Origin of the sequence: Gluconacetobacter liquefaciens (assembly GCF_003350405.1) — a bacterium.
Lineage (GTDB): Bacteria > Pseudomonadota > Alphaproteobacteria > Acetobacterales > Acetobacteraceae > Gluconacetobacter > Gluconacetobacter liquefaciens.
Genome location: NZ_QQAW01000001.1, coordinates 147,795 through 171,700, shown reverse-complemented (window position 1 = coordinate 171,700; position 23,906 = coordinate 147,795). Strand labels below are relative to the sequence as shown.

Annotated in this window: 17 protein-coding genes and 1 pseudogene; 12 read left to right on the top strand and 6 right to left on the bottom strand. The window is 66.7% G+C overall.

The genetic code is table 11. The annotated features are described in order from the left end of the window. Positions 1 to 127 precede the first annotated feature (127 nt). The 5 genes and pseudogenes from C7453_RS00805 (at position 128) to C7453_RS00790 (ending at position 7,132) form a co-directional block, all read left to right on the top strand. Complete coding sequence (locus tag C7453_RS00805) at positions 128 to 1,348, top strand: FAD-dependent oxidoreductase (RefSeq protein ID WP_114725161.1); 1,221 nt, start codon at positions 128 to 130, stop codon at positions 1,346 to 1,348. Continuing rightward, positions 1,329 to 3,401, top strand: a pseudogene (locus C7453_RS00800) (penicillin acylase family protein); the annotation flags it as partial. The gene C7453_RS00805 and the pseudogene C7453_RS00800, both read left to right, overlap by 20 nt. 109 nt (positions 3,402 to 3,510) lie before the next feature. Continuing rightward, positions 3,511 to 3,783 (top strand): penicillin acylase family protein, encoded by a 273-nt coding sequence (locus tag C7453_RS19565; protein WP_259648894.1) that lies wholly within the window; start codon positions 3,511 to 3,513, stop codon positions 3,781 to 3,783. Then, positions 3,780 to 5,054: a serine hydrolase domain-containing protein gene (locus C7453_RS00795; RefSeq protein ID WP_114725159.1), complete on the top strand. Its 1,275-nt coding sequence runs from the start codon at positions 3,780 to 3,782 to the stop codon at positions 5,052 to 5,054. Before C7453_RS19565 ends, C7453_RS00795 begins: the two co-directional genes overlap by 4 nt. Before the next feature lie 5 nt (positions 5,055 to 5,059). After that, positions 5,060 to 7,132 carry a S9 family peptidase gene (locus C7453_RS00790; protein WP_114725157.1) on the top strand — a complete coding sequence of 691 codons (2,073 nt, stop codon included), beginning with the start codon at positions 5,060 to 5,062 and terminating at the stop codon, positions 7,130 to 7,132. Positions 7,133 to 7,144: 12 nt separating this feature from the next. On the opposite strand, the gene C7453_RS00785 is transcribed toward C7453_RS00790, so the two are convergent. The 3 genes from C7453_RS00785 to C7453_RS00775 all read right to left on the bottom strand — a co-directional run bounded on the left by C7453_RS00785 (position 7,145) and on the right by C7453_RS00775 (position 11,244). Further along, complete coding sequence (locus C7453_RS00785; protein WP_245948742.1) at positions 7,145 to 8,515, bottom strand: sugar porter family MFS transporter; 1,371 nt, start codon at positions 8,513 to 8,515, stop codon at positions 7,145 to 7,147. A 237-nt stretch (positions 8,516 to 8,752) separates the two neighbouring features. Continuing rightward, positions 8,753 to 10,468 carry a stimulus-sensing domain-containing protein gene (locus C7453_RS00780; RefSeq protein WP_114725949.1) on the bottom strand — a complete coding sequence of 572 codons (1,716 nt, stop codon included), beginning with the start codon at positions 10,466 to 10,468 and terminating at the stop codon, positions 8,753 to 8,755. Positions 10,469 to 10,533: 65 nt separating this feature from the next. Next, positions 10,534 to 11,244 (bottom strand): response regulator transcription factor, encoded by a 711-nt coding sequence (locus C7453_RS00775; RefSeq protein WP_114725153.1) that lies wholly within the window; start codon positions 11,242 to 11,244, stop codon positions 10,534 to 10,536. A 203-nt stretch (positions 11,245 to 11,447) separates the two neighbouring features. Between C7453_RS00775 and C7453_RS00770 the strand changes: the two genes are divergently transcribed. The 6 genes from C7453_RS00770 to trmB all read left to right on the top strand — a co-directional run bounded on the left by C7453_RS00770 (position 11,448) and on the right by trmB (position 18,552). After that, positions 11,448 to 12,077: a nucleotide exchange factor GrpE gene (locus C7453_RS00770; RefSeq protein ID WP_114725151.1), complete on the top strand. Its 630-nt coding sequence runs from the start codon at positions 11,448 to 11,450 to the stop codon at positions 12,075 to 12,077. A gap of 195 nt (positions 12,078 to 12,272) precedes the next feature. Next, a complete protein-coding gene (dnaK, locus tag C7453_RS00765; protein WP_114725149.1) occupies positions 12,273 to 14,177 on the top strand; it encodes a molecular chaperone DnaK in 1,905 nt (634 codons plus the stop codon). Between the two features lie 191 nt (positions 14,178 to 14,368). Further along, positions 14,369 to 15,505, top strand: a complete 1,137-nt coding sequence (dnaJ, locus tag C7453_RS00760) for a molecular chaperone DnaJ (RefSeq protein WP_114725147.1) — start codon at positions 14,369 to 14,371, stop codon at positions 15,503 to 15,505. 155 nt (positions 15,506 to 15,660) lie between these two features. Beyond that, positions 15,661 to 16,431 carry a 4-hydroxy-tetrahydrodipicolinate reductase gene (gene dapB, locus C7453_RS00755; RefSeq protein ID WP_114725947.1) on the top strand — a complete coding sequence of 257 codons (771 nt, stop codon included), beginning with the start codon at positions 15,661 to 15,663 and terminating at the stop codon, positions 16,429 to 16,431. Between the two features lie 167 nt (positions 16,432 to 16,598). Continuing rightward, a complete protein-coding gene (gene metK, locus C7453_RS00750) occupies positions 16,599 to 17,786 on the top strand; it encodes a methionine adenosyltransferase (protein WP_114725145.1) in 1,188 nt (395 codons plus the stop codon). A 37-nt stretch (positions 17,787 to 17,823) separates the two neighbouring features. Beyond that, positions 17,824 to 18,552 carry a tRNA (guanine(46)-N(7))-methyltransferase TrmB gene (gene trmB / locus C7453_RS00745; RefSeq protein WP_245948740.1) on the top strand — a complete coding sequence of 243 codons (729 nt, stop codon included), beginning with the start codon at positions 17,824 to 17,826 and terminating at the stop codon, positions 18,550 to 18,552. A 118-nt stretch (positions 18,553 to 18,670) separates the two neighbouring features. Here the strand turns inward: trmB and C7453_RS00740 are convergent, their stop codons facing one another. Beyond that, positions 18,671 to 19,618 carry an SDR family oxidoreductase gene (locus C7453_RS00740; protein WP_114725143.1) on the bottom strand — a complete coding sequence of 316 codons (948 nt, stop codon included), beginning with the start codon at positions 19,616 to 19,618 and terminating at the stop codon, positions 18,671 to 18,673. After that, the gene (locus tag C7453_RS00735) at positions 19,615 to 20,196 is read right to left on the bottom strand and encodes a DedA family protein (protein WP_174788014.1); all 582 of its coding nucleotides are present in this window, start codon (positions 20,194 to 20,196) and stop codon (positions 19,615 to 19,617) included. The genes C7453_RS00740 and C7453_RS00735 overlap by 4 nt, the downstream gene beginning before the upstream one ends. Before the next feature lie 163 nt (positions 20,197 to 20,359). Here C7453_RS00735 and C7453_RS00730 point away from each other — a divergent pair, with 163 nt between their 5' ends. Continuing rightward, on the top strand, positions 20,360 to 22,345 hold the full coding sequence (locus C7453_RS00730; protein WP_114725141.1) for an alpha/beta hydrolase family protein: 1,986 nt from the start codon (positions 20,360 to 20,362) through the stop codon (positions 22,343 to 22,345). A gap of 106 nt (positions 22,346 to 22,451) precedes the next feature. Here the strand turns inward: C7453_RS00730 and C7453_RS00725 are convergent, their stop codons facing one another. Then, positions 22,452 to 23,900 carry a sugar porter family MFS transporter gene (locus tag C7453_RS00725; RefSeq protein ID WP_114725139.1) on the bottom strand — a complete coding sequence of 483 codons (1,449 nt, stop codon included), beginning with the start codon at positions 23,898 to 23,900 and terminating at the stop codon, positions 22,452 to 22,454. Positions 23,901 to 23,906 lie beyond the last annotated feature (6 nt).

Below are 23,906 nucleotides of genomic sequence, written 5' to 3'. Positions count from 1 at the left end.
TGAACCGTTAACCACAGGTTATGAGAGGACGGTCTCTTTGCATTGGCTGAAACGCTCCCGGACTTCTAGGCTTTGCCCATCGTGACGGCGCATCAGTGCGGCCAGCCTCTGGATATTCGGAAATTTCATGGCCGGCAGACGGACCATCACCATCATCGGCGGCGGCGTCATCGGTCTCACCGCCGCCTACACCCTCGTTCGGGAAGGCCACGAGATCACGCTGATCGAGCGTGGCGAGGATATCGGGCAGGAAGCCAGCTTCGCGAATGGCGGGCAACTCAGCTACCGTTATGTCAGCCCGCTGGCCGATGCCGGCGTAACGCGCGACGCTCTGGGCTGGTTGCTGCGCCCACATTCGCCGATCGCCTTGCGGCTGCGGGCCGATCCAGGCCAGTGGCGCTGGCTGCTCGCCTTCCTGCTGGCATGCAACCGGCGGACAAATCGCGAAAATGCCGCAATCCTGCTCGATCTTGCCCTGAGCGGGCAGACGGAACTCCAGGTGTGGCGCAATGCCGGGCTGGAAGATTTCCTGTGGCGCCGTCCGGGAAAACTCGTGCTGTATCGGACGGCTTCGATATTCCGCAAGGCAGCGCGCTCCATCACCGATCCAGCCCGACAGCGCGCGCTGTCCCCAACCGAATGCGTGGCGGTCGAACCCGCGTTCGCGGGATTGCAACCCCGGCTCGCGGGCGGACTCTTCTCGCCCGAGGACGAAGTCGGGGATTGTTTCCTGTTCTGCAAGGCCCTGCGCAAGGCACTGGCGGCGCAGCCGGGCTTTCGTCTGGTGCGGGGCACGGCCGGGCTCACCCCCGGCATGGGTGGCCGATGCACCGTCAGCGTCGATGGACAACCGTTCGAGACCGATCTCGTCATTCTCGCGGCAGGTCTCGCCTCCCGTGCACTGGGCCGGCCGCTGGGGCTCGACCTGCCGCTGTACGGCCTGAAAGGCTATAGCCTGACCACCCGGCCGCAACCCGGCATTCTGCCATCGGTCAGCGTGACGGATTACGACAATCGCGTGGTCTATGCAGGATTGGGTGACCGGCTGCGGGTAGCGGCGATGGTCGATATCGGCACCGAAGAAACCACGCCCGACCCAAGGCGGCTGGCGGACCTGCGCGCCCTGGTCGCAGCAACATTGCCGGGGGCACTGGGGCAGGGCGAGGATGCGCCATGGGCCGGCCTGCGCCCGGCCACGCCGACCGGCGTTCCGATCATCGCGCGGACCCGCTATGACAATCTTCTGCTTAATGTCGGGCATGGTGCCCTAGGCTTCACGCTGTCGGTCGGCTCGGCACTCCGGCTGAAAGAGATCGTGGCCGGAGCCGATGACCGGGCCATCGGGTAAGAAGCTGACGCTCCAAACAGGCTATCGAGGAAAGGAACAGGTTTCGATGCAGACGACCCGTCGCGCGGTTCTTCTTGGCAGCGTCGCCGCAACCCTGTCCATGCCGATGCGCGCGCCCAGGTCCGCCCCATCCCTTCACCGCCTTTCCGGGCTCGACCAACCGGTCGAGATTCTGGAAGATCGCTGGGGTATTGCCCATGTACGGGCACATACCATCCCCGACGCCTTCTTCACAGATGGTTATCTGGTGGCGCGGGACCGGCTGTGGGAGCTGGATTTCGGCCACCGCCGCTCGCTGGGCCGACTGGCCGAACTCTTCGGGGCGGCCTTCGTCCCTTCCGACACCGCCAACCGACTGGTGCTGTTCCGAGGCAACGCGGAACAGGAACTCGCCGCCGTCCCACCGCTGGTGCAGGAATGCGCGCGCGCCTATGTCGCCGGGATCAACGCGCGGATCGCCGAAACCACGGCCGATCCGGCACTGCTCCCACCCGAATTCGCACTCTTCGCCTGCACGCCGCTGGCATGGGATGTGCTGGACCTGATCCGCATACGCGCCGAAGTCACGGGCAACACGCGCGCGGAGATCCGCCGGGCACGACTGGCGGCACGGGGCGCGCTGGCTTACGACACGATCATGACCCCGCTTGAGCCCGCCCATGCGCTGCGCGTGCCGGACGGGCTGAATGTCGACGCGATCACCGAGGCCGATCTCGGACTGTTCGGCGTGTTGCAGGCTCCATTGCCATTGCAGGGCCTGCACGCGGCGGTCAGCGACGAAACAAGGCGGCGGAACGAGGGCAGCAATGCCTGGATCATCGCCCCCTCACGCACCGCCACCGGCCGGCCGATCCTGGCCAACGATCCACATCTGGATTTCGGCGTGCCCGGCCCGCGCCACGTCGTGCACCTGACGGCACCGGGGCTGGACGTGATCGGAGGCGGATCGGCGGGCATGCCCGGCATCATGCAGGGCCATAACGAAAAAATCGCTTTCGGACGCACCAACTTCCATATCGACCAGGAAGACCTGTTCATCCTGGACACCGACCCGCGCGACCCGCTGCGCTATGCCCACCAGGGCGGCTGGAAGCGGATGGAGCAGGTCGAAACGACAATCGCGGTGCGCGGCGAGCCCGATCGGATGGTGAGCCTGTTCTATTCCGTGCAGGGGCCGGTGGTGGCGCGGGATACGGCGCACCATCGCGCGACGGCGGTTTCGGCAACCTGGCTGGCCCCCGGCGCGAACGGCCTGCTGGCCAATATCGGCATCAATCTCGCCCATGACTGGCCCAGCTTCCGCGAGGCATTGCGGGTCCACACCAGCCCGACCAATTTCACTTATGCCGATACCAGCGGCAATATCGGCTGGCAGGCCGCCGGCGGTCTCCCCCATCGCGCAGACGGCCATGACGGGCTGATGCCGGCGCCGGGCAACGGACGATACGACTGGCAGGGGCTGCAACCGCTGGAGGCCCTGCCCAGCAGCTTCAACCCCGCGCGCGGCTGGTTCGGCACCTCGAACGAGATGAACCTCCCACCGGACTACCCGGCGGAAGAACGGCGCGTCAGCTTCGAATGGCGCGACCGCTTCCGCCATGAACGCGTCGCCCAGATGCTGGACGCCACACCCCGCGCAACCCTAGTGGACAGCGTGGCGCTGCAACACGATACGCTGTCGGTACTGGCCTTGCAGATGGTGCGGCTGCTGCCGGCAATCCCGCCCTCGCTCGCCACCGAAGCCGCATTGCTGCGCGCCTGGAACGGCCGCGTGGAGGCCGACAGCCCGGCGGCGGCCCTATACGAAGTCTGGTGGACACGGCTGGAACGCGCGCTGCACGCCCTGATCATTCCGCCATCCCTGCACGACCTCCTGCCCGGCCCGGTTGGCGCCACGGTGCAGCTTTCCCTGTTCCAGTCACCCGATTCCCGCTTCGGACCCAACCCGGCGCAGGCACGCGACAGAATGCTGGCCGACTGTTTCAGCGCGGCGGTCAACGAACTGCGCGAACGGCTGGGCCCCCTGCCGGCCGCCTGGCGATGGGGGGCGCTGCACACCGTCACGCTGCGCCACCCGCTGGCCTCCGTCCCGGCGATCGCGGCGGCCTTCCCCCCCCATCGGCGGCACCGAGGCGGAAAGCGGCGGCGACCCCTACACCGTCATGGCCCGCTGGTACAGCCCGCAGGCAGGCGGAGACCACGCCTATGCGGCAACGGGCGGCGCGAGCTATCTGATGGTCTGCGATGTCGGGGACTGGGACCAATCGCTGTTCCTCAATTTCCCCGGCCAGTCGGCCGACCCGCATTCACCCCATTACGCCGATTTCCTGCCCGTCTGGCTGCGGGGCGCGATGCAAAAGCTCCCCTTCAGCACACACGGCGTCAACACCGCCGCCGTGCGGCGCCAGACCCTCCAGCCAGGAGCCCGGCCATGAGAACCTCGCGTGCCTGCGGCCTCGCCCTCGCCGCACTGGCCGTCCTGCCCTCGGCGGCACAGGCACGGACGACCACCGACCAGGCACTCGGCCGCGTGCTGGCCGAAGGCGAGGCCCGGCCACTGGCCGCGATCGCCGCCATCCGCCTGCGCCACGGCCAGGTCGCCTACAGCTATTATGGCGGCTTCGCCCGCCGCACGCGGACCGGCACCACCCCCGTCGATCCGGACACACTCTTCCGCATCGCCTCGATCTCCAAGATCGTCACGACCATCGGACTGATGGAACTGGTCGAACAGGGCAGGATCAATCTCGATCACGATGCGTCCGACTATCTGGGCTTCCCGCTCCGCAACCCCGATTTCCCGGATGTGCCGATCACGGTGCGGATGCTGCTCGATCATACGTCCAGCATCCGCGACGCCGACGGCTACACGCTCCCCCCAGGCCACCCGATCGCGGAATTTTTCGACCCGTCGCGCAAACCCGGCGATCCCGCCTATCATTTCGCCCATGCCGACGGCCACCCGCCGGGTTCGTGGTTCGATTACTGCAATCTCTGCTACGGCCTGATCGGCACGATGATGGAGCGCGCCAGCGGCGAACGGTTCGACCGCTTCCAGCAGGCGCATGTACTGGCCCCGCTGGGAATCGACGGCGGCTACAACCCGGCCGCCCTGGCCCACCCGGAGCGTCTGGCCACGCTCTACCACCACCTGCCCTCAGGCTGGGCGGCGGAGACCGATACGCAACCGGTCAAAAGCCGAAGCACGGCGACGCTGGCCGCCTATACGCCCGGCACCAACGGCACCCTTTTTTCCCCGCAGGGGGGCCTGCGCATCTCCATGCGCGGGCTGACCCGCCTCGCGCGCTTCATGCTCGGCCACGGCACGCTGGACGGCACGCGCCTGCTCTCGCCCCACAGCATCGACCTGATGCTGACGCCAACCTGGCAGTATGACGGCCATAACGGCGCCTGCCCGTACCCGATCGCCAGCTACGGGCTCAGCATGATCCGGCTGACCGGCCAGCGGGATTCCTCCGGACGGGAGACCCGCCCCTACAAGGGATATTCCGGCGACCTGGCCGGCCATCTGGGCGATGCATACGGGCTGAAATCGGGATTCTGGTACGACCCGGCCACCGGCGACGGCTTCCTGTTCGCAGCCGACGGTTTCCCCGATGACGGGCAGGAACGTCCAGGTGCCTATTCCTCCTTCACCCATGTCGAGGAGGAACTGTTCACCGCCCTCGCCGACGCAGGACAGTAAGCCGCATGACCGTCCGATCATCTCTCCTCGCGGCGTCGGCCCTGTTCGCCGCCACCATTCTCCCCGCACACGCTGCCCCGGCGGAAGACGCCACCCGTCTGGCCACCCTGCTGGCCATGCCCTACGCCAACGGCCTGACCGGCGCCGCCGGCGCGCCCCGCCTGGCATGGGTCGAACGCCGCAACGGCATCCGCAATATCCTGGTCTCGGACGGCGGCGCCGCGCCACACCGTGTCACGGCCTACACGCAAGACGACGGAACCGACCTCTGGGGCCTCACCCTCAGCCCCGACGGGCGGATGCTCGCCTTCGTCGAGGGAGGCGATCCCGAATATCCCGATGACGCACCGCCGAACGCCGGCAACGCGCCGGTGCCGGGCAAGCAGACGGTGCGCGTCGTCCTCCCCGACGGACGGATCGCCACGGCAGGGGAGGGACACGCACCGACATTCTCGCCCGACGGCCGACAACTGGCCTTCGCCCATGGCGGCGCGCTGCTGGTCGGCCGGGCCGGCGGCGTCCCCCGCACGGTCCTGACCACACCGGGCACGATCACCGCCCTGCACTGGTCGCCCGACGGCACCCGTCTGGCCATCGAGATCGATCGCGGATCGCACGCCCTCATCGCGTTATGGCAGGACAAGCCCGGCAATGAGGCCCCCGTCTTCCTCCCCGCCGCCCTGGCCCAGGACCAGATGCCGGCCTTCTCGCCGGACGGACGATCCATCGCCTTCGTGCGGGCGCGCACGCCCCTGCTGACGGCCGAACGCGGCAAGGGCCATTTCTGGTCGATACAGGCCTACGACATCGCCACCGGCACGGAACGCACGCTCTGGACGGCACCGGAAGGCGCGGGCAGCCGCTTCTGGGCACCGGAGGGCATGGGCCTGACCTGGACCGGCAACGGGCGGCTGCTCTTCCCGTGGGAGGGCAGCGGCTGGCTCCGGCTCTGCGCGCTCCCGGTCGCGGCCAGCCCGCCAACCCCGCATTGCCTGACGCCGGACGGCGCCGAAATCGCCACCTATCGCCTGTCGGCGGACCGCACGCGCCTGCTCTACACGGCCAATAGCGGCGATCTCGACCATTGGCGCGCCTGGTCGCAACCACTCGACGATACCCCGGCCACCCCGCTGACCGCCGAAGACGAGCAGGTCACGGACCTGACGACGGCCGGCCAGGCCATCGCCGTCATGGCCACGGGCATCGCCCAACCCGCCCATCCGGTGGTGCTGCAAAACGGCGCCCGCCGGACCCCCGTCACCGCCACCGTGCCGAACGGCTTCACCTTCGCCCCTCCCCAGATCGTCCACATCCACGGCGCGGACGGGTACGACATCCACGGCCAACTGTTCCTGCCGCCGGCCACAACGCCCGGTCCGCATCCGGCGCTGATCTTCGTCCATGGCGGACCTGAACGGCAGATGCTGCCGGCCTTCAACGCCATGGGCTATTATTCCAACGCCTACATCATGAACCAGCTTCTGGCGGCGCGGGGTTATGTCGTCCTGTCGGTGAATTATCGCAGCGGCACCGGCTATGGCCTGGCCTTCCGCGACGCACCCGGCATCGGCCGGGCCGGCGCCAGCGAATATGGCGATGTCCACGCGGCCGGCCTCTACCTGCGCGCCCGCCCCGACGTGGCACCGGCCCGGATCGGCATCTGGGGCGGAAGCTGGGGCGGCTACCTGACGGCCCTGGCCCTCGCCCGCGACAGCGCCCTGTTCGCCGCCGGCGCCGACTTCCACGGCGTGCACGACCTCACGGAACCCGATCATCCGGGCCTCTCCCCCGAGGAAAAACAGCGGGCACGAGCCTCCGAATGGCGATCGTCCCCCGCCGCCGACATCGCGCACTGGCAAGCACCCGTCCTGCTGATCCACGGCGATGACGACCATAACGTCGCATTCGAACAATCCACCCTGCTGGCCCGCATGCTCACGGCGCGCAACGTCCCGTTCGAGGATCACATCTTCCCCGGCGAGCGCCACGCTTTCCTCCGCACGCAGGACTGGCTCGCCGCCTATCTGTGGACACTGCATTTTCTCGACGCCCACCTGTCGGCCGGGCACGAAAAATAACGCAAACCGCTCTCAGGACACCCGGCGCAGATTGTCTCCACCCGTGGCCCCTGCGCCGAGTGTCTTTTCAAGATATCGTTCCAGCGCCTCAAGCGTCATGCCTTTCGTCTCCGGAAGACATTTCATGACAAACAGCAGCGAACAGGCATTGATGGCCGCGAAACCGAAAAACGTGGCCGCCCCCATCGCATGCAGCATGATCGGAAAAATAAACGATGCCGTCGCATTGAATATCCACTGCGCGGCAACCGACAATCCCGTCAGCGCCCCCCGCACGCGCATCGGGAACAGTTCGGACATCAGCAGCCAGTAGAGCGGCGACACCATCATCTGGATAAACAGCAGGGCCAGCAGGATGCAGGCCAGGGCAAGCAGGCTCTTGGTCATGGACGCCGCGGGGAAGAGTAGAAGCACGGTGCCCAGGGCCATATGCGCCAGGACGACCGCACCCAATCCCCCCATGAACATCGTCCGCCGCGGGTAGCGATTCATCATCCATATGCCGGCAAACGTCGCAGCCACCGCCACAAGCCCGTTCCCGATCATCGCCGTCAGCGCCGCCTCGGTCTGCATGCCCGTCTGGCGCAGGATGATGGGGGTGAAATACATAAAGGCGTTCACGCCCGTAAACTGCGCGGCAAATCCCAACCCGATTCCGATGAGCAGAAGGCGGCGCATCCATCTCTCCCGGAACACATCACCCCACCCTTTCCGGTTCTCCTCCTCGTCGTTGTTCTCGATGATCTGCGCCATCTCCTTCCTGGCCTGCGTGTCGCTCGAACGAATGAGATCGAGAACCTGCCGGGCTTCTTCATGCCGCCCCTTGCTGGCCAGCCAGCGCGGAGAACGCGGGACGAAAAACAGCCCGCTCCCCAGCAGCAGCGCAGGCACGCCCGCGATCAGCAGCATCACCCGCCAGATCGCCGGAGAATCCGACACCACCGCCAGCACGGCATTGAGCACATAGGCAATCAACTGGCCGGTCACGATCATCATCTCATTCTGGCTGACAAGCGTCGCCCGTCTCCCGGCAGGCGCCATCTCGGAGATGAACATCGGCACCAGCGCCGATGCCCCGCCCACGGCAAACCCCAGCACCGCGCGCATGGCCACCATCGCCGGAATCGAAGGAGCCATGGCCGTTCCGACCGCACCGACAAGAAAGACCAGCGAAAGCACGATCAGACTGTCTCGCCGGCCATAACGGTCGGTAAAATGGCCGCAGACCAGCGACCCCACCGCAGCGGCCAACACAAGCGAGGACGTAACCAGGCCTTCCGTCAGCGGCGTCAGGCCAAGCCCACCCTGTGACGGCGGCCGTATCATGAAAGGAAGTGCGCCGGATATGACACCGGTATCGTATCCGAAGGCCAGCGCCCCCATCGTCACCACTATAACGATCTTGGTGACAAATTTCCGTTCCGCTGTAACTTTTGCCATTTCCGCCAGGCGGATCGCGAACCGCCGCTCCTTTGATCTTTATATGACAGGTCAGGAGCGGAATTAACGCGGAACAACAGATGAATGTTCCCTCTTTACATCAATGGTCCGATTTTATGCCATCACGAACACCACGGCATGAAACGCCTCCGAAGATGCATGGAGTGGCCGGTGCCCGTCCTATGCCCCGCCACGCGGCAGGGTCACGGCGAAACGCGCCCCCATCACTTGCCCGTCCGCCCCCACGCGGTTCTCGGCGCGGATCGTACCGCGCAGGGCCTCGACGATCTGGCGGCTGATGGACAGGCCCAGCCCGGAATGCTGGCCGAAATTCTCGCTGGTCGGCCGCTCGGAATAGAACCGGTCGAAAATGCTGCCCAGCTTGGCGGCCGGAATACCCGGCCCCTGGTCGGTCACCGCAATCTCCACCATCCCGCCGGCAACAGCAGCGGCACTGAGCACGATCTGGCCGTCCGGCGGCGAAAACGAGATCGCATTGCCAATCAGGTTGCGCAGCACCTGCACCAGCCGATCCTCGACCGCCATCACCGTCAGCGGCTTGTCCGTCGGCCCGGCGCTGACGCTCAGGATCGGCTGGCCCGCACGACGGGTCGCCTGATGGATTTCGGCCAGCACCGACAGCATCGGCACCACCGCCACCGGCTCGGCCCGCGCGCGCGACAGTTCGGCATCCACCCGGCTGGCATCCGAAATATCGGTGATCAACCGATCCAGCCGGCGCACATCGTCATTGATGATGGAAAGCAGCCGGCGCTGACGGTTCAGGTCCTCGATCCGCAGCAGGGTCTCGATCGCCGAGCGGATCGAGGACAGCGGGTTCTTGATCTCGTGGCTGACATCGGCGGCGAAACGTTCGATCGCATCCATGCGCGCCCACAGCGCGCGGGCACTGTCCTGCAAGGCCCGCGCCACCTCGCCGATCTCGTCCCGCCGGGCCAGCAGGCGCGGCGGCACGCTGTCCGACCGTCCTGAGGATTCACGGATCACATGGGCCGAAGCCGCCAGCCGCAGCAGCGGCCGCGCGATGGTCAGCGACAGGTACCACGACAGCAGCACGGTCAGGGCCAGCGCCACCAGCACCAGCGACAGGATCGACGACCGCACCGCGAACAGCGACCGATCCACATCGCGCGCCTGACGCGTCAACTGGATGATGCCGACCGTCTGCCCCTCATGCATCACCGGTTCGGCCACGGTCACGATCAGATGGCGGTTGGCGGTACGGCGGATATAGGGCGGCATTTCCGGCGCAGCCTTGCCGCCGCCCGCCATGGGCTGGACCGAAGGATCGCTATCGGGCGTATCCAGCGTGATGATCCGCGTACCCGACAGGGTCGGCAGCATCGACAGCAGCCGGTCATAGAACCGTTCGACAAACCCCACATTGACGGCGGTATCCACAACCCGGTCGTCGCCGTCATCGCCGGCAACGGGCGAGGGCAGGGGCTGGGCATCGATCTGCCCGCGCACCCGGCGATGCCGGACCGCCGCCGCCTCGACCCGGCTATCCGCCACCAGTTGCCCGTCCGGCGCAAACAGCCGCGCATGGGCGCTGGGGCTGGGTTCGGTCAGCCGCAGCAGCAGCGGCCGCGCCTGCGCGGCATCCAGCGCCGGGTCGCCCCCACGGCTGGCGGTCACCGCGTTCTGCCCCAGCGCGCCGGCATAGATGCGCGCCTGCTCGCGCAGCGCCATCACCTCGGCCTCCAGCAGGCTGTTCTGAAACTGGTTGAGATAGAACAGCGTCAGCGCCAGCAGCATCAGCGGCAGGGCATTGACCAAGAGAATACGCCGCATCAGCGGCGAGACGAGGCGCGTCCGATATTCATGAAAGGCCGAAGCGGCATCGTGGGTCTGGATCTCGGCCCACGACGCCATCGCCCGCCGCGCCTGCGCCAGCAGGCCCACCGGCGACGCCCTGCGGTCCCCGCCGCGCACCGGCATTATTCTTCCTTGTACCGGTAGCCGATGCCGTACAGCGTCTCGATCTGGTTGAAATCCTCGTCCACCTGGCGGAATTTCTTGCGCACACGCTTGATGTGGCTGTCGATGGTCCGGTCATCGACATAGATGTTCTCGCCATAGGCCGCGTCGATCAGTTGGTCGCGGGACTTCACCAGCCCCGGCCGCGCCGCCAGCGCCTTGACCAGCAGGAACTCCGTCACCGTCAACTGGATGTCCTTGCCGCGCCAGAGGCACTGATGCCGCGTCTCGTCCAGCGACAGTTCACCCCGCACCAGCGAGCCGCTGACGGCCGGTCCGCCGGCCTCGGCCCTATTGGCCTCGTTGCGGCGGAGCAGGGCGCGGATGCGCTCCAGCAGCAGCCGCTGCGAAAACGGCTTGGTGATGTAATCGTCGGCCCCCAGCCGCAGCCCCATCAACTGGTCCACCTCCTCGTCCTTCGAGGACAGGAAGATGACGGGAAGCTGCGAGCGCGCCCGCAGGCGCTGCAACAGTTCCATGCCGTCCATGCGGGGCATCTTGATGTCCAGCACCGCCAGATCGACCGGCCGGCTCATCAGCCCATGCAGCGCGCTTTCGCCGTCGGTATAGGTGCGGACGTTGAACCCCTCGGCCTCCAGCGTCATCTGGACCGACGCCAGGATATTCCGGTCGTCGTCGACCAGGGCGATCGTGTGTTTCGTCGGCTCCATCGCGGCGTTCTCGCTCCATCACAGTCCAGGCGCCATCTTAGCCCCGGCCATGTGCCGATGTCATGACTGCCGGCTCATGACGATCCATCCATCTTCGTCGGCGCATTCCTGCCCTGCGTGGGATGGGAATGCCACATGAACATCACGTTGAAGGTGGTCGTTACGCCTTGTCCAAGCGCCTGGGCTCACCTACTTCTCAAGGCATGAGCCACGATACCGACCCCACCCACGTCGCCGACTCTCCGAGCGGAGAGACCGGGGCGTCCGCGCCGGGCCAAAACCCCGGCAACGATCAGGACCCGATCCGGCCGGAAAGCGGCCAGACCGAAGCCACCCATCCCCGCATCCAGGAGCTGGAAGCAGCCCTGGAAGAGATGCGCGAGAAATGGCTGCGCTCCGAAGCGGAGATGCAGAACCTGCGCACCCGCACCAAGCGCGAGGTGGACGATGCGCGGCAATATGCCACGCAGAAATTCGCCCGCGACGTGGTCGAGGCCGCCGAGAACCTCAAGCGCGCCCTGAGCAGCTTGCCGGCGCCCGCCGATGGGGAAGACGCCCTGATCACCCGCATGCGCGAAGGGATCGAGAGCACCGAGCGCTCGTTCCTGGGCATCCTGGAGCGCAACGGCATCTCGGCCACCGACCCGGCCGGCCATCCGTTCGACGCCAACCATCACCAGGCGATGGCCGAACAGCATAGCGACGAGCACGCCCATGGCACCGTGATCCAGGCCTGGACACCGGCCTGGACGCTGCATGGCCGCCTGCTGAAACCGGCGATGGTCGTCGTCTCCAAGGGCGCGCCCCCGGCGGCGGAGACGCCGGCGGGCTGAAACGCCCGGGGGACGCCGCCCCCCGGCGACACTCCCCCTTGAAACAGGCGCCATGGCTGAATACATGCTGAAGACGGCCATGGCGGTACAGGCGGATGTGGTAAAACAGTCCACCCATCCCGCCACACGGCAGTTTTTCTAGGGTCCATTCCGGTGCTTCGGGCCGGTCCGGGCCGCTGACAGGAGAGAAGACATATGAGCAAGGTTATCGGCATCGACCTCGGCACGACCAATTCGTGCGTCGCGATCCGCGAAGGGGACGAGAACCGCGTCATCGAGAACAGCGAAGGCGCGCGTACCACCCCGTCGATGGTCGCCTTCACCGACAGTGGCGAAATGCTGGTCGGCCAGGCCGCCAAGCGTCAGGCGGTCACCAACCCGTCCAACACGCTGTATGCGGTCAAGCGCCTGATCGGCCGCCGCTATGACGACCCGACCGTCACCAAAGACAAGGGCCTGGTGCCCTACAACATCGTCTCCGGCGACAATGGCGACGCGTGGGTCGAGGCTCAGGGCAAGAAATACGCCCCCTCGCAGATCGCCGCCTTCGTGCTGGGCAAGATGAAGGAAACCGCCGAGTCCTATCTGGGCGAGACGGTGACCCAGGCCGTGATCACGGTTCCGGCCTACTTCAACGACGCCCAGCGTCAGGCCACCAAGGACGCCGGCCGCATCGCGGGCCTGGAAGTCCTGCGCATCATCAACGAGCCGACGGCAGCGGCGCTGGCGTACGGCCTGCAGAAGAAGAATGGCGGCACGATCGCGGTCTACGACCTCGGCGGCGGCACCTTCGACGTCTCGGTGCTCGAAATCTCCGACGGCGTGATCGAGGTAAAGTCGACCAACGGCGACACCTTCCTCGGCGGTGAGGATTTCGACGCGCGGATCATCAGCTACCTGGCCGACGAGTTCAAGCGCGAGCAGGGCATCGACCTGCGCGCCGACAAGCTGGCCCTGCAGCGCCTGAAGGAAGCGGCGGAAAAGGCGAAGATCGAGCTGTCCTCCTCCAAGGAGACCGAGATCAACCTGCCCTTCATCACCGCCGACGCCTCGGGCCCGAAGCATCTGGTGCTGAAGCTCAGCCGCGCCAAGCTGGAAAGCCTGGTCGACGACCTGATCCAGCGCACGCTGGAGCCCTGCCGCGCCGCCCTGAAGGATGCGTCGGTCTCGGCCGCGGAAATCGAGGAAGTGATCCTGGTCGGCGGCATGACCCGCATGCCCAAGGTCATCGAGGCGGTGAAGCAGTTCTTCGGCAAGGAGCCGGCCCGCAACGTGAACCCCGACGAAGTCGTGGCCATCGGTGCGGCGGTGCAGGGCGCGGTGCTGAAGGGCGACGTCAAGGACGTGCTGCTGCTCGACGTCACCCCGCTGTCGCTGGGCATCGAGACTCTGGGCGGCGTCTTCACCCGTCTGATCGACCGTAACACGACGATCCCGACCAAGAAGAGCCAGACCTTCTCGACCGCCGAAGATAACCAGGGCGCCGTGACCATCAAGGTCTATCAGGGCGAACGCGAGATGGCGGCCGACAACAAGCTGCTGGGCAATTTCGACCTGACCGGCATCGCGCCCGCGCCGCGCGGCATGCCGCAGATCGAGGTGACGTTCGACATCGACGCCAACGGCATCGTGTCGGTCTCCGCCAAGGACAAGGCGACCAACAAGGAACAGCAGATCAAGATCCAGGCGTCCGGCGGCCTGTCCGACGCCGACATCGACAAGATGGTCAAGGACGCCGAGGCCAACGCCACGGCCGACAAGGCCAAGAAGGAACTGGTCGAGGCCCGCAACCAGGCCGAAAGCCTGGCCCATCAGGTCGAGAAGTCGCTGGCCGAAGCCGGTGACAAGGTTCCTGCCGCCGACAAGGCCGAAGCCGAAGCCGCCATCGCTTCGGTCCGCACGGCCCTTGAAGGCAGCGACGTGGCGGCACTGAACAGCGCCTCCGAGACGCTGTCCAAGGCCGCGATGAAGATCGGCGAGGCCGTCTACAAGGCCGGCCAGGCCGAAGGCGCTCCGGGTGCCGGCGCCGCCGGTGCCACGGGCCCGAACGGCGAAAAGGTCGTCGACGCCGACTTCGAAGACGTCGAAGACAAGAAGTAAGCAGTCGGCCACACAGGCCGGCGTTTACCGCGCGGCACGCGCCGGCCTCCGGGCCGGCGTCCTGCCCCAAGCGAGGCGCCCCCTTCCCTGAAGGCGGGCGCTTTTCCGTTACATGACTGTCAGGGCCGCATGCCGGCCAGGGGCACCGCCCCCCGACCCGCTGCGAAGCGGCCCCGCCAATGAGGACCATTATGGCCACCAAGCTTGATTATTACGCCACGCTCGAAATCTCCCGCGATGCAAATGGCGACGAGGTAAAGAAGGCGTATCGCAGGCTGGCCATGCAGTACCATCCCGACCGCAACCCCGGCGATGCCTCGGCCGAGGCGCGGTTCAAGGAAATCAGCGAAGCCTACGACGTCCTGAAGGACGACCAGAAACGCGCCGCCTACGACCGGTTCGGCCATGCGGCGTTCGAGGGCGGCGGCCCCGGTGCCGGTGGCTTCGATTTCGGTGGCGGCGGTGGCCTGGGCGACATCTTCGAGCAGATGTTCGGCGACATGATGGGTGGCCGTCGCGGCGGCCGCCGCTCGGGCAGCGACATCCAGGTGCAGGTCTCGATTTCCTTCACCGAGGCATTTTCGGGCATCAAGAAGTCGATCACGGTGCCCACCCGCGTCACCTGTGAATCCTGCGAGGGCACCGGCTCGGCCGACCGCGACCAGGGCGCCGAGACCTGCCCGACCTGCCATGGCGCCGGCAAGGTTCGTGCGCAGCAGGGCTTTTTCCTGGTCGAGCGCGCCTGCCCCACCTGTCACGGCGCGGGCAAGGTGGTGCGCAATCCCTGCGCCGTCTGCCGTGGCGCCGGCACCGTCGAGCGCGAGCGGACGCTGGAAGTCGCGATCCCGGCAGGCGTCGAAGACGGCACGCGCATCCGCCTGACAGGCGAGGGCGAGGCCGGCGGCAAGGGTGCGCAGCCCGGCGACCTCTATGTGCATATCGCGGTCGAACCCCACCCGATCTTCCAGCGCGACGGCGCGAACATCTATTGCCGCGTCCCGCTGCGCATGACGCAGGCCGCCCTGGGTACCGAAATCGAGGTCCCGGTCGTCGACGGTTCCCGCGCCAAGGTGAAGGTCCCCGCCGGCACCCAGACCGGCGAGAATTTCCGCCTGCGCGGCAAGGGCTTCTCGGTCCTGCGGTCGTCGGCACGCGGCGACATGTATATCCAGGTGTCGGTCGAAACCCCGCACCACCTGACAAAACGCCAGCGCGAATTGCTGGAAGAGTTCGAATCAGACGCCGAGGCCGACGACCACGCGCGCGCCAACCCGGAAAGCACAGGCTTCTTCAGCAAAGTCCGTGATTTCTTCGAAGGCAAGCTCTGATCACCCGCCCCAGGGGCGACAATACGCGCGGTTGAACGCTCTGTGGGTTGGGGCTAGAAAATCCACTATCCATGGTGATCCCCCCAACTCGCACCATGGATAATCAGGCGGCGCGATCCCCCGGTCGCGCCGCCACCCATTTTCCGGACCGTGACATGACGACAGACAGGATGCGGATCGGCATCGCCGGCATCAACGGGCGCGTCGGGCGCCTCCTGCGCGAGGAGGTCACGGCCGCCGGCGCGCTCCTCGCAGGCGGCACCAGCCGCGACCGGCAGGAAGACGACCACCTGTTCACCACGCTCGATGCCCTGGCCCCGCTCTGCGACGTGGTGATCGACTTCACCCACGCCGTCACCGTCCAGGCCCATGCCGCCGCCCTGGCCAAAGCCGGCGCCGGCTGGGTGCTGGGCACCACCGGCCTGTCGCAGGCAGACCAGGATGCCGTCGCCACCGCGGCCCGCACAATCCCCGTGGTCCAGGCCGCCAATTACTCGCCCGGCGTCACCCTGGTCACCCGGCTGGCCCGACAGATGGCAGCAGTATTGCCGTCTTCGGTCTACGATGCCGAAATCCTGGAAATGCACCACAGGCAGAAGGTCGATGCCCCGTCCGGCACGGCACTCGCCATCGGCCAGGCCGTCGCCGACGGGCGCAATATCGACCTGTCCAGCCATATGGAATCCGGCCGCACCGGTCATACTGGCCCCCGCCAGGCGGATGCGATCGGCTTCGCCGTGCTGCGCGGCGGCCAGATCGTGGGCGAACATACGCTGCTGTTCACGTCCGCCAGCGAACAGATCGCCCTGACCCACCGCGCGTTCGACCGCCGGGTTTTCGCCACCGGCGCGGTCCAGGCCGCCCTGTGGCTGCGCGGCCGGGCACCGGGGCTGTACAGCATGGAAGACGTTCTAGGACTTCACTGAATATTCTCCCCAACCGAAACAATCGTCACACCAATGCCCATGCGGGATCGTGGTATCCCGCAAAAATACTTGACGATTTGTAGGTTCTCGGCCAAACGGACCCGCCCGGACCCCGCATGCGTGGCGGTGTCGTTCCCTATTCCCCGTACGAGACAGACAGGACCATCATGCGTAACAAAGGTGATTTTCTGTTCACATCGGAATCGGTATCCGAAGGCCATCCCGACAAGGTTGCCGACCGGATCAGCGATACGGTGCTGGACGCCTATCTGGCGGCCGATGGTGAATCCCGTGTTGCGTGCGAGACCCTGGTCACCACCAATCGCGTGGTTCTGGCCGGCGAAGTCCGTGGCCCGGCCTCCGTCACCACCGAGGCCCTGATCGAAGGCGCGCGCGCCGCGATCCGCGACATCGGCTATGACCAGTCCGGCTTCTCGTGGAAGAACGCGACGATCGAATCCTTCCTGCACGCGCAGTCCGCCGACATCGCCGTCGGTGTCGACAGCGCCGGCGACAAGGACGAGGGCGCGGGCGACCAGGGCATCATGTTCGGTTTCGCCACCCGCGAGACCGAAACGCTGATGCCGGCGCCGCTGTTCTATTCCCACGCCATCCTGCATCGCATCCGCGACCTGCGTAAGGCCGGCGACGCCCGCGTGGCCAACCTGCAGCCCGACGCCAAGAGCCAGGTCACGCTGCGCTATGTCGACGGTCGCCCGGTCGGCGCGACCTCGGTCGTCATCTCGACCCAGCATGACGAAGGCGCCAGCCAGACCGCCATCCGCGACGCCCTGCGCGAGATCGTGGTGGACGTTCTGCCGGAAGGCTGGATGTGCCCGGATGACGAATTCTACGCCAACCCGACCGGCGTGTTCGTCGTCGGCGGTCCCGATGGCGATTGCGGCCTGACCGGGCGCAAGATCATCGTCGACACCTACGGCGGCGCGGCCCCGCATGGCGGCGGCGCGTTCTCCGGCAAGGACCCGACGAAGGTCGACCGTTCGGCCGCCTATGCCTGCCGCTACCTGGCCAAGAACGTGGTCGCGGCCGGCCTGGCCGATCGCTGCACGCTACAGATTTCCTACGCCATCGGCGTCTCGCACCCGCTCTCGGTCTATGTGGACCTCGACGGCACCGGCAAGGACGTGGACGAGGAAAAGCTGGGCCGCGTCCTGCGTGAAGTCATGAACCTGACGCCGCGCGGCATCCGCAGGCATCTGCGCCTCAACCGCCCGATCTACACCGAAACCTCGGCCTACGGTCATTTCGGCCGCACGCCCGACGCCGCCCGCGACAATTTCACGTGGGAACAGACCGATCTGGTGGACGCGCTGCGTGGTGCGTTCAACCGCTGATCAGACCGGGGACCCCGTGACGGTATCCGAAACGACCATCCCTGCCTCGCCTGACGAGGCAGGGACACCCACGATTGCCGTCAAGGCATCGCCCGACCGGCTCTATGGCCGCCAGCGGGGCCACCCGCTGCGGCCCCGCCAGCAGCGCCTGCTGGACGAAACCCTGCCCCGCCTGCGCTTCGACCAGTCCCTTCTGGACGATCCCGCGCGCGCCTTCGGCCGCGTCCCGACCGAAATCTGGCTGGAGGTCGGCTTCGGCGGCGGCGAACATTCGCTGGCCCAGCATGCCGCCCATCCCGCTGTCGGCTATATCGCCAGCGAAGTTTTCGAAAACGGGCTGTGCTCCCTGCTGTCGCGCCTGGTGCCCGACGATCAGGAAGCGACAGCCCCGGTGCCCGACCTGCTGCGGATCTGGGACGAAGACGCGCGCGTCCTGCTGCGTGCGCTCCCGGAACGGTCGCTCGACCGCATGTTCCTGATGTTCCCCGATCCCTGGCCCAAGGCCCGGCACGCCAAGCGGCGCTTCGTCCATCCGGCCAACATCGCCCTGGTCGCCCGCGCATTGAAGCCCGGCGCAATCTGGCGCGTCGCCAGCGACGACCCGACCTACCAGGCCTGGGTCGAAGAGGTCATGGCGGCGCAGGACCTGTTCGACACCGCCCCGCCGGCCACCACGCGCCCGGAAGGCTGGCCCCCCACCCGCTACGAAGCCAAGGCCCTGCAAGCAGGGCGCCAGCCGCTCTACTGGACCTTCGTCCGGCGATAAGGCCGGGGCTCTGCCCTGGACCCGCCAAAGGCGTCGCCTTTGGAAACCATTTCCTAAACGAATGGGGTCAAGGGGGCCGCGCCTCCTTGCGGGTTTGGGCAGAGCCCGACCCTTCCGTTCAGGAAAGCGCCACCCCGGTCAGCCGCTCCGAAACCGCCCACAGCCGCCGCGCCACCGAAAGGCTGAGCGCCTGTGGCGGAATGCGCGCCTCCGTCACCCGGCCGCGCCGTTCACCCCGTCCGCCCGGCCCGTAATAGCCGCCATCCCGCGCCTCGGGTGCCGAAGCGGCAAACAGGATCGGCCGCGCCCCAGCCTCCGCCGACTGGCCCAGATAGCGGAACCCGATGCGAACGATGCGGCGCATCGACCGCTCGGCGAGGCCCTGTGGGGCCGAAGACCGGCTGACCGCGATATCCGTTCGCGCCCAGCCGGGATGAGCGGCGATGGAATGCAGCCGCCACCCGGCGGACTGCGCCACACGGTTGAGTTCCAGCGCGAAGATCAGATTGGCCAGCTTGCTCTGCTGGTAGGCACTGAATGGCGTGTAGCGATGCCGGCTCTGGAGATCATCGAAGATGATACGCCCCTGCCACGCCGCCAGACTGGCCACACTCACCACCCGGCCACCATCCGCCGCGCGCACGAGCAGGGGGCGCAACTGCCCGGTCAGGGCAAAATGGCCCAGATAATTGGTACCGAACTGCAATTCGAACCCATCGGCCGTTTCCTGCCGACGGGGCGAAGCCATCACGCCCGCATTGTTCACCAGGATGTCGAGCGTATCGGTCCGCGCCTTCAGGTCGCGCGCGAAATCGGCAACCGACCGCAGGCTGGCCAGATCGAGCGGCAGAAATTCCGCCCGCGCCTCCGGCAACCGCTCGTGCAGCATCTCCACAGCCCGGGCACCCCGCGCCGCATCGCGCCCCGTCAGCAGCACGTTCGCGCCCCGCGAGGCCAGGCCATAGGCGACTTCATAGCCCAGGCCACCGGTCGCACCGGTCACGACGGCAGTTCGGCCCGTCAGGTTCGGCGCACGGCCGATGGTCCATTTCGCGGCAATGCTCATGGCACGGTCTCTCCTCGCTGCTCCCGCTCGGCGGCACGGGTTGCCTCTTCGGTCAGGCGGACTTCGTTCTTCTTCAGGAAAAGAAAGCTGCCGCCCAGGACGAGGGCCGCCACAATCCCCAGCGTAATCCCGACCGGGCCGGACAGGCTCAGCACCTTATGCCCCAGGTAATACGCCCCCAAGGCATAGCCGCCGGCCCAGCCGATGCCACCCAACGCATTGAAAAACAGGAACGTATGCCACGGCATATGGTTCGCCCCCGCCAGCAGCGCGACGAAGACGCGCAACACGGCGATGAAGCGGCCGAAGAACACCACCTTGCCGCCATGCCGCCGGAACAGATAGCGCCCCAATATCAGCCGGCGGTCGTTCAGCCCCACCTTGCCACCATGGCGCTCCAGCAGCCGATGGCCATAGCGCCGGCCGATCAGGTAACCGAAATTATCGCCCATGATGGCACCCGCGATCGCCGCCACCGCCACCCAGGAGATGTCCAGGCGATGCGTCGCCGCACAATAGAGTGCCGAGGAGATGATCAGCGTTTCGGCAGGCAGGGGCAGCCCCATGCTCTCAAGCATGACGACGACCGCGATTACGCCGTAGCCGTAATGCACGAAAAGAGATTCGAAGGAATGAAGCAGCGGACTGAATCCGTCCAGTGAGGCCAAGAGGCTGAGGAACCGTCTGGCCAGCGCGCTGTCAAGTCAATACGACAGACCGGCACCAAGACTGGAGGACCGTATGAGCGACCAGACCGCCGGCACCGCCGAACCCGCCATCCGCCCCTATGGCACATGGCCGTCCCCCGTCACGACCGCTCTGGTGGCCGGCAAGACCCTGGGCCTGGGCAGCGTGCAGGCGGATGGCGAGGCGGTTTACTGGCTGGAAACCCGTCCCGCCGAGGCCGGCCGCACCGTGCTGGTCCGCTGGACGGCCAGCGGGGGCATCCACGACATCACCCCGCCACCCTTCGATATCGGCACCCGCGCCCACGAATATGGTGGCGGTGCCTATGTCGCGGCAGGCGGCCATATCGCCTTCAGCCATCGGCCGGATGGCAGTATCTGGCTCGTCTCGCCCGGCACGGCCCCGCGCGCCCTGTGCACCGTGGCCGGCCTGCGCTTCGCCGATTTCGCCTTCTCGCCTGACGGCAGCAGAGTGTTCTGCGTGCGCGAAGACCACCGCGTCCCCGGCGAGCCGCTCTCCACCCTCGTCGCCTTCGCCACCGACCGCGACGCCGACCCGGCGACGGAAACCGGCCAGGTCCTGGTCTCCGGCTCCGATTTCGTCAGCTCCCCCCGTCCATCACCGGACGGCACATGGCTGGCATGGATCGAATGGAGCCACCCCGCCATGCCATGGGACGCCACGAGGCTGCGGCTGGGCCGGCTGGCATCGCACGACGGCGACACCACACTGACCGACATCCGCACGCTGGCGGATAACGGCGCCTCGGTCATCGAACCGGCCTGGGTCGGCCCCGAAACCCTGCTGGCTAGTTCCGACCATGACGGCTGGTGGAACCTCACAAGCTGGGCCGTACCCGACGGCCAGGCGGTCTCCATCGCACCGATGGAGGCCGAAATCGGCCTGCCGCACTGGGTGTTCGGCCTGCGCAGCTACCAGCCACTCCCCGACGGCACGATCCTGGCCATCGCCATCGAGAACGGCGAAGCCCGCACCCTGCATCTCACCGGCCCGGTCGCCCGTCCGGTGGCACTGGGCCATCCCGCCCAATGCCCAGCCCTGCTGGCCGACGGATCGTTCGCCTGGCTTGACACTCCACCGGACGGCGCCCCCACCATCCGCCACGGCCGCATCGGCGCCCCGTCACACATCCTGCGCGCCGCCACCACACTGGACCTGGCATCCGGCGACATCGCCCGCGCCGAGACCATCCGCTTTCCCCTGCCCGACGGCCACCATACCGGCCACGCTTTCTTCTATCCCCCCGCCAACAGCCGCTTCCGTGGCCCGGCGGGCGAAAAGCCGCCGCTGATCGTCATGGCCCATGGCGGCCCGACCGGCCGCGCCAGCAACGCCTTCGCCTTCAAGGTCCAGTGGTGGACCAGCCGGGGCTTCGCGGTCGTGGATGTCAATTATCGCGGCTCCACCGGCTTCGGCCGCGCCTATCGCCGCCAACTGGAAGGGCAGTGGGGCGTCGCGGATGTCGAAGACTGCATCGCCGCCTGCCGCCACCTGATCGCCACCGGCCGCGTTGATCCCGCCCGCATCGCCATTCGCGGCAGCAGTGCCGGCGGCCTGACCGTGCTACTGGCTCTCGCCGGGTCCGACCTGTTCGCCGCCGGTGCCAGCCTGTACGGCGTCACCGACCTGCGCGCCCTGGCGCAGGAAACCCACAAATTCGAATCCCGCTATCTCGACAGCCTGGTCGGCCCCTGGCCCGAGGACGACGCCACCTATCTGGCCCGCTCCCCCCTGACCCAGGCCGACGCCATCCGCACCCCGGTCCTGTTCCTGCACGGCCTCGCCGACGCGGTGGTCCCGCCCGCGCAGGCACAGGCCATGGCGGACGCACTGGCCAGCAGCAACATCCCCTACGCACATTATACGTTCGAAGGCGAGGCCCACGGGTTCCGGCGCGAAGAGACGGTTCGCCGCGCGCTGGAACTGGAACTGGATTTCTATGGCCGGATCTTCGGGTTTACCGTTCCCGATGTGACGGAACGGGTGGTCTTGTCCGGTGAACAAGGGCTTTGCCCTTGACCCACCAAAGGGCAAAGCCCTTTGGAAACCCAGTCGTTGATACAGAATGGTTTCCAAAGGCCGCCGGCCTTTGGTGGGGGTTCGGGGGCAAAGCCCCCGAACGCACTTACTGCTCCACGATGGCCGTCTGGCCCCGGCTCGGCCGAAAGCGCCCTTCCTTGAGCGCCTTTTCGATATCTTCCAACGAAGCACCGCGCGTTTCCGGAACCAGGAAATACACGAACAGCACCGAAGCCAGATTCACCCCGGCATAGAACCACATCGTCCCACCCAGCGAGATCGTCTGCACCAGCGTCAGCGCCGTGCTGGTCACCAGCAGGTTGCTGCCCCACAGCGTGGCCGCATGCAGGCTGGTGGCGGTGCCGCGCATCGGCAGCGGGAACATCTCGGCCCCCAGCAACCAGCCGACCACCTGAATGCCGCCCGAATTAAACATCATGAACAGCAGCAGGAAGACGATGATCATCCAGCTTCCGACACTACCCTTGTCAGGATGCATCATGAACATCAGCCCCAGCCCGATCAGGCTGAGAACCGACCCCGGCCCCATGATCAGCATCAGCCGCCGCCGACCAATCCGGTCCACGACCATCGAGCCGGTAAACGTCATCACCAGATAGACGACCGCCACCCCCACGCTGGCCAGCAGCGCCGCCGAATGGCCGAACCCGGCATCCGACAGAAAAGTGGGGGCATAATAGATCATCATCTCCAACCCGCCGCACTGGGTGAAGAACGCCACGCCGAACGCCGCGACCAGGGCAGGGCGCACCCAGGGCTGCGACAGGCCGCGCCACCCCCGCTGATCGTCGGAAACATTTTCGGCAGCCGCATGAATCTTCTTGATTTCCTTATGGATTTCACGATGACTCGTGCGAACCCTGATCAGTTCGCGGATCGCGGCCTTCAATCCCTTGTTTTCAGCCGTCCAGCGCGGACTGCGCGGCAGGAAGAACATCGCGACGAACACGAACAGCGCCGGCCCCGCCGCAATCGCGATCATCGGGCGCCAGCCCCACGCATCGCGCATCGCAAACCCGACGATGTTGGCAAGAAAGATGCCGATCCCGATCGCCACGTTGAACAGCGTGACCAACCGCCCGCGCTGCGCGGCAGGCGCCAACTCGGAGATATACATCGGCACGACCTGCGTCGATCCACCGACGCCAAGCCCCAGATAGACACGGGCGGCAATCAGCGTGCCGACATCGGGCGCCATCGAGCAGGCCAGGGCCCCAGTCACGAAAAGCGCCGTCACGATCATGACGGTGGTGCGGCGTCCGAACCGTTCCGATAGCCAGCCGGTGCCCACGGCACCGATCACGGCACCGGCCAGGATCGCGGAGGCCACGAATTCCTGATCGGTGCTGCTCAGATGGAAATCCCGCGTAATCAGCAGCAGGGCACCCGAAATGATGCCGGTGTCGTAGCCGTAGAGGCCGCCACAGATGGCGGCCACGGCGGCTGCGAGCCAGAGTGTCAGCCGCGCGTTATCCGAAATTTCATATTCGGACACCTGGGCCAGACTTGTCGATTGCGGCGAGAAATTCTGCATTCCATT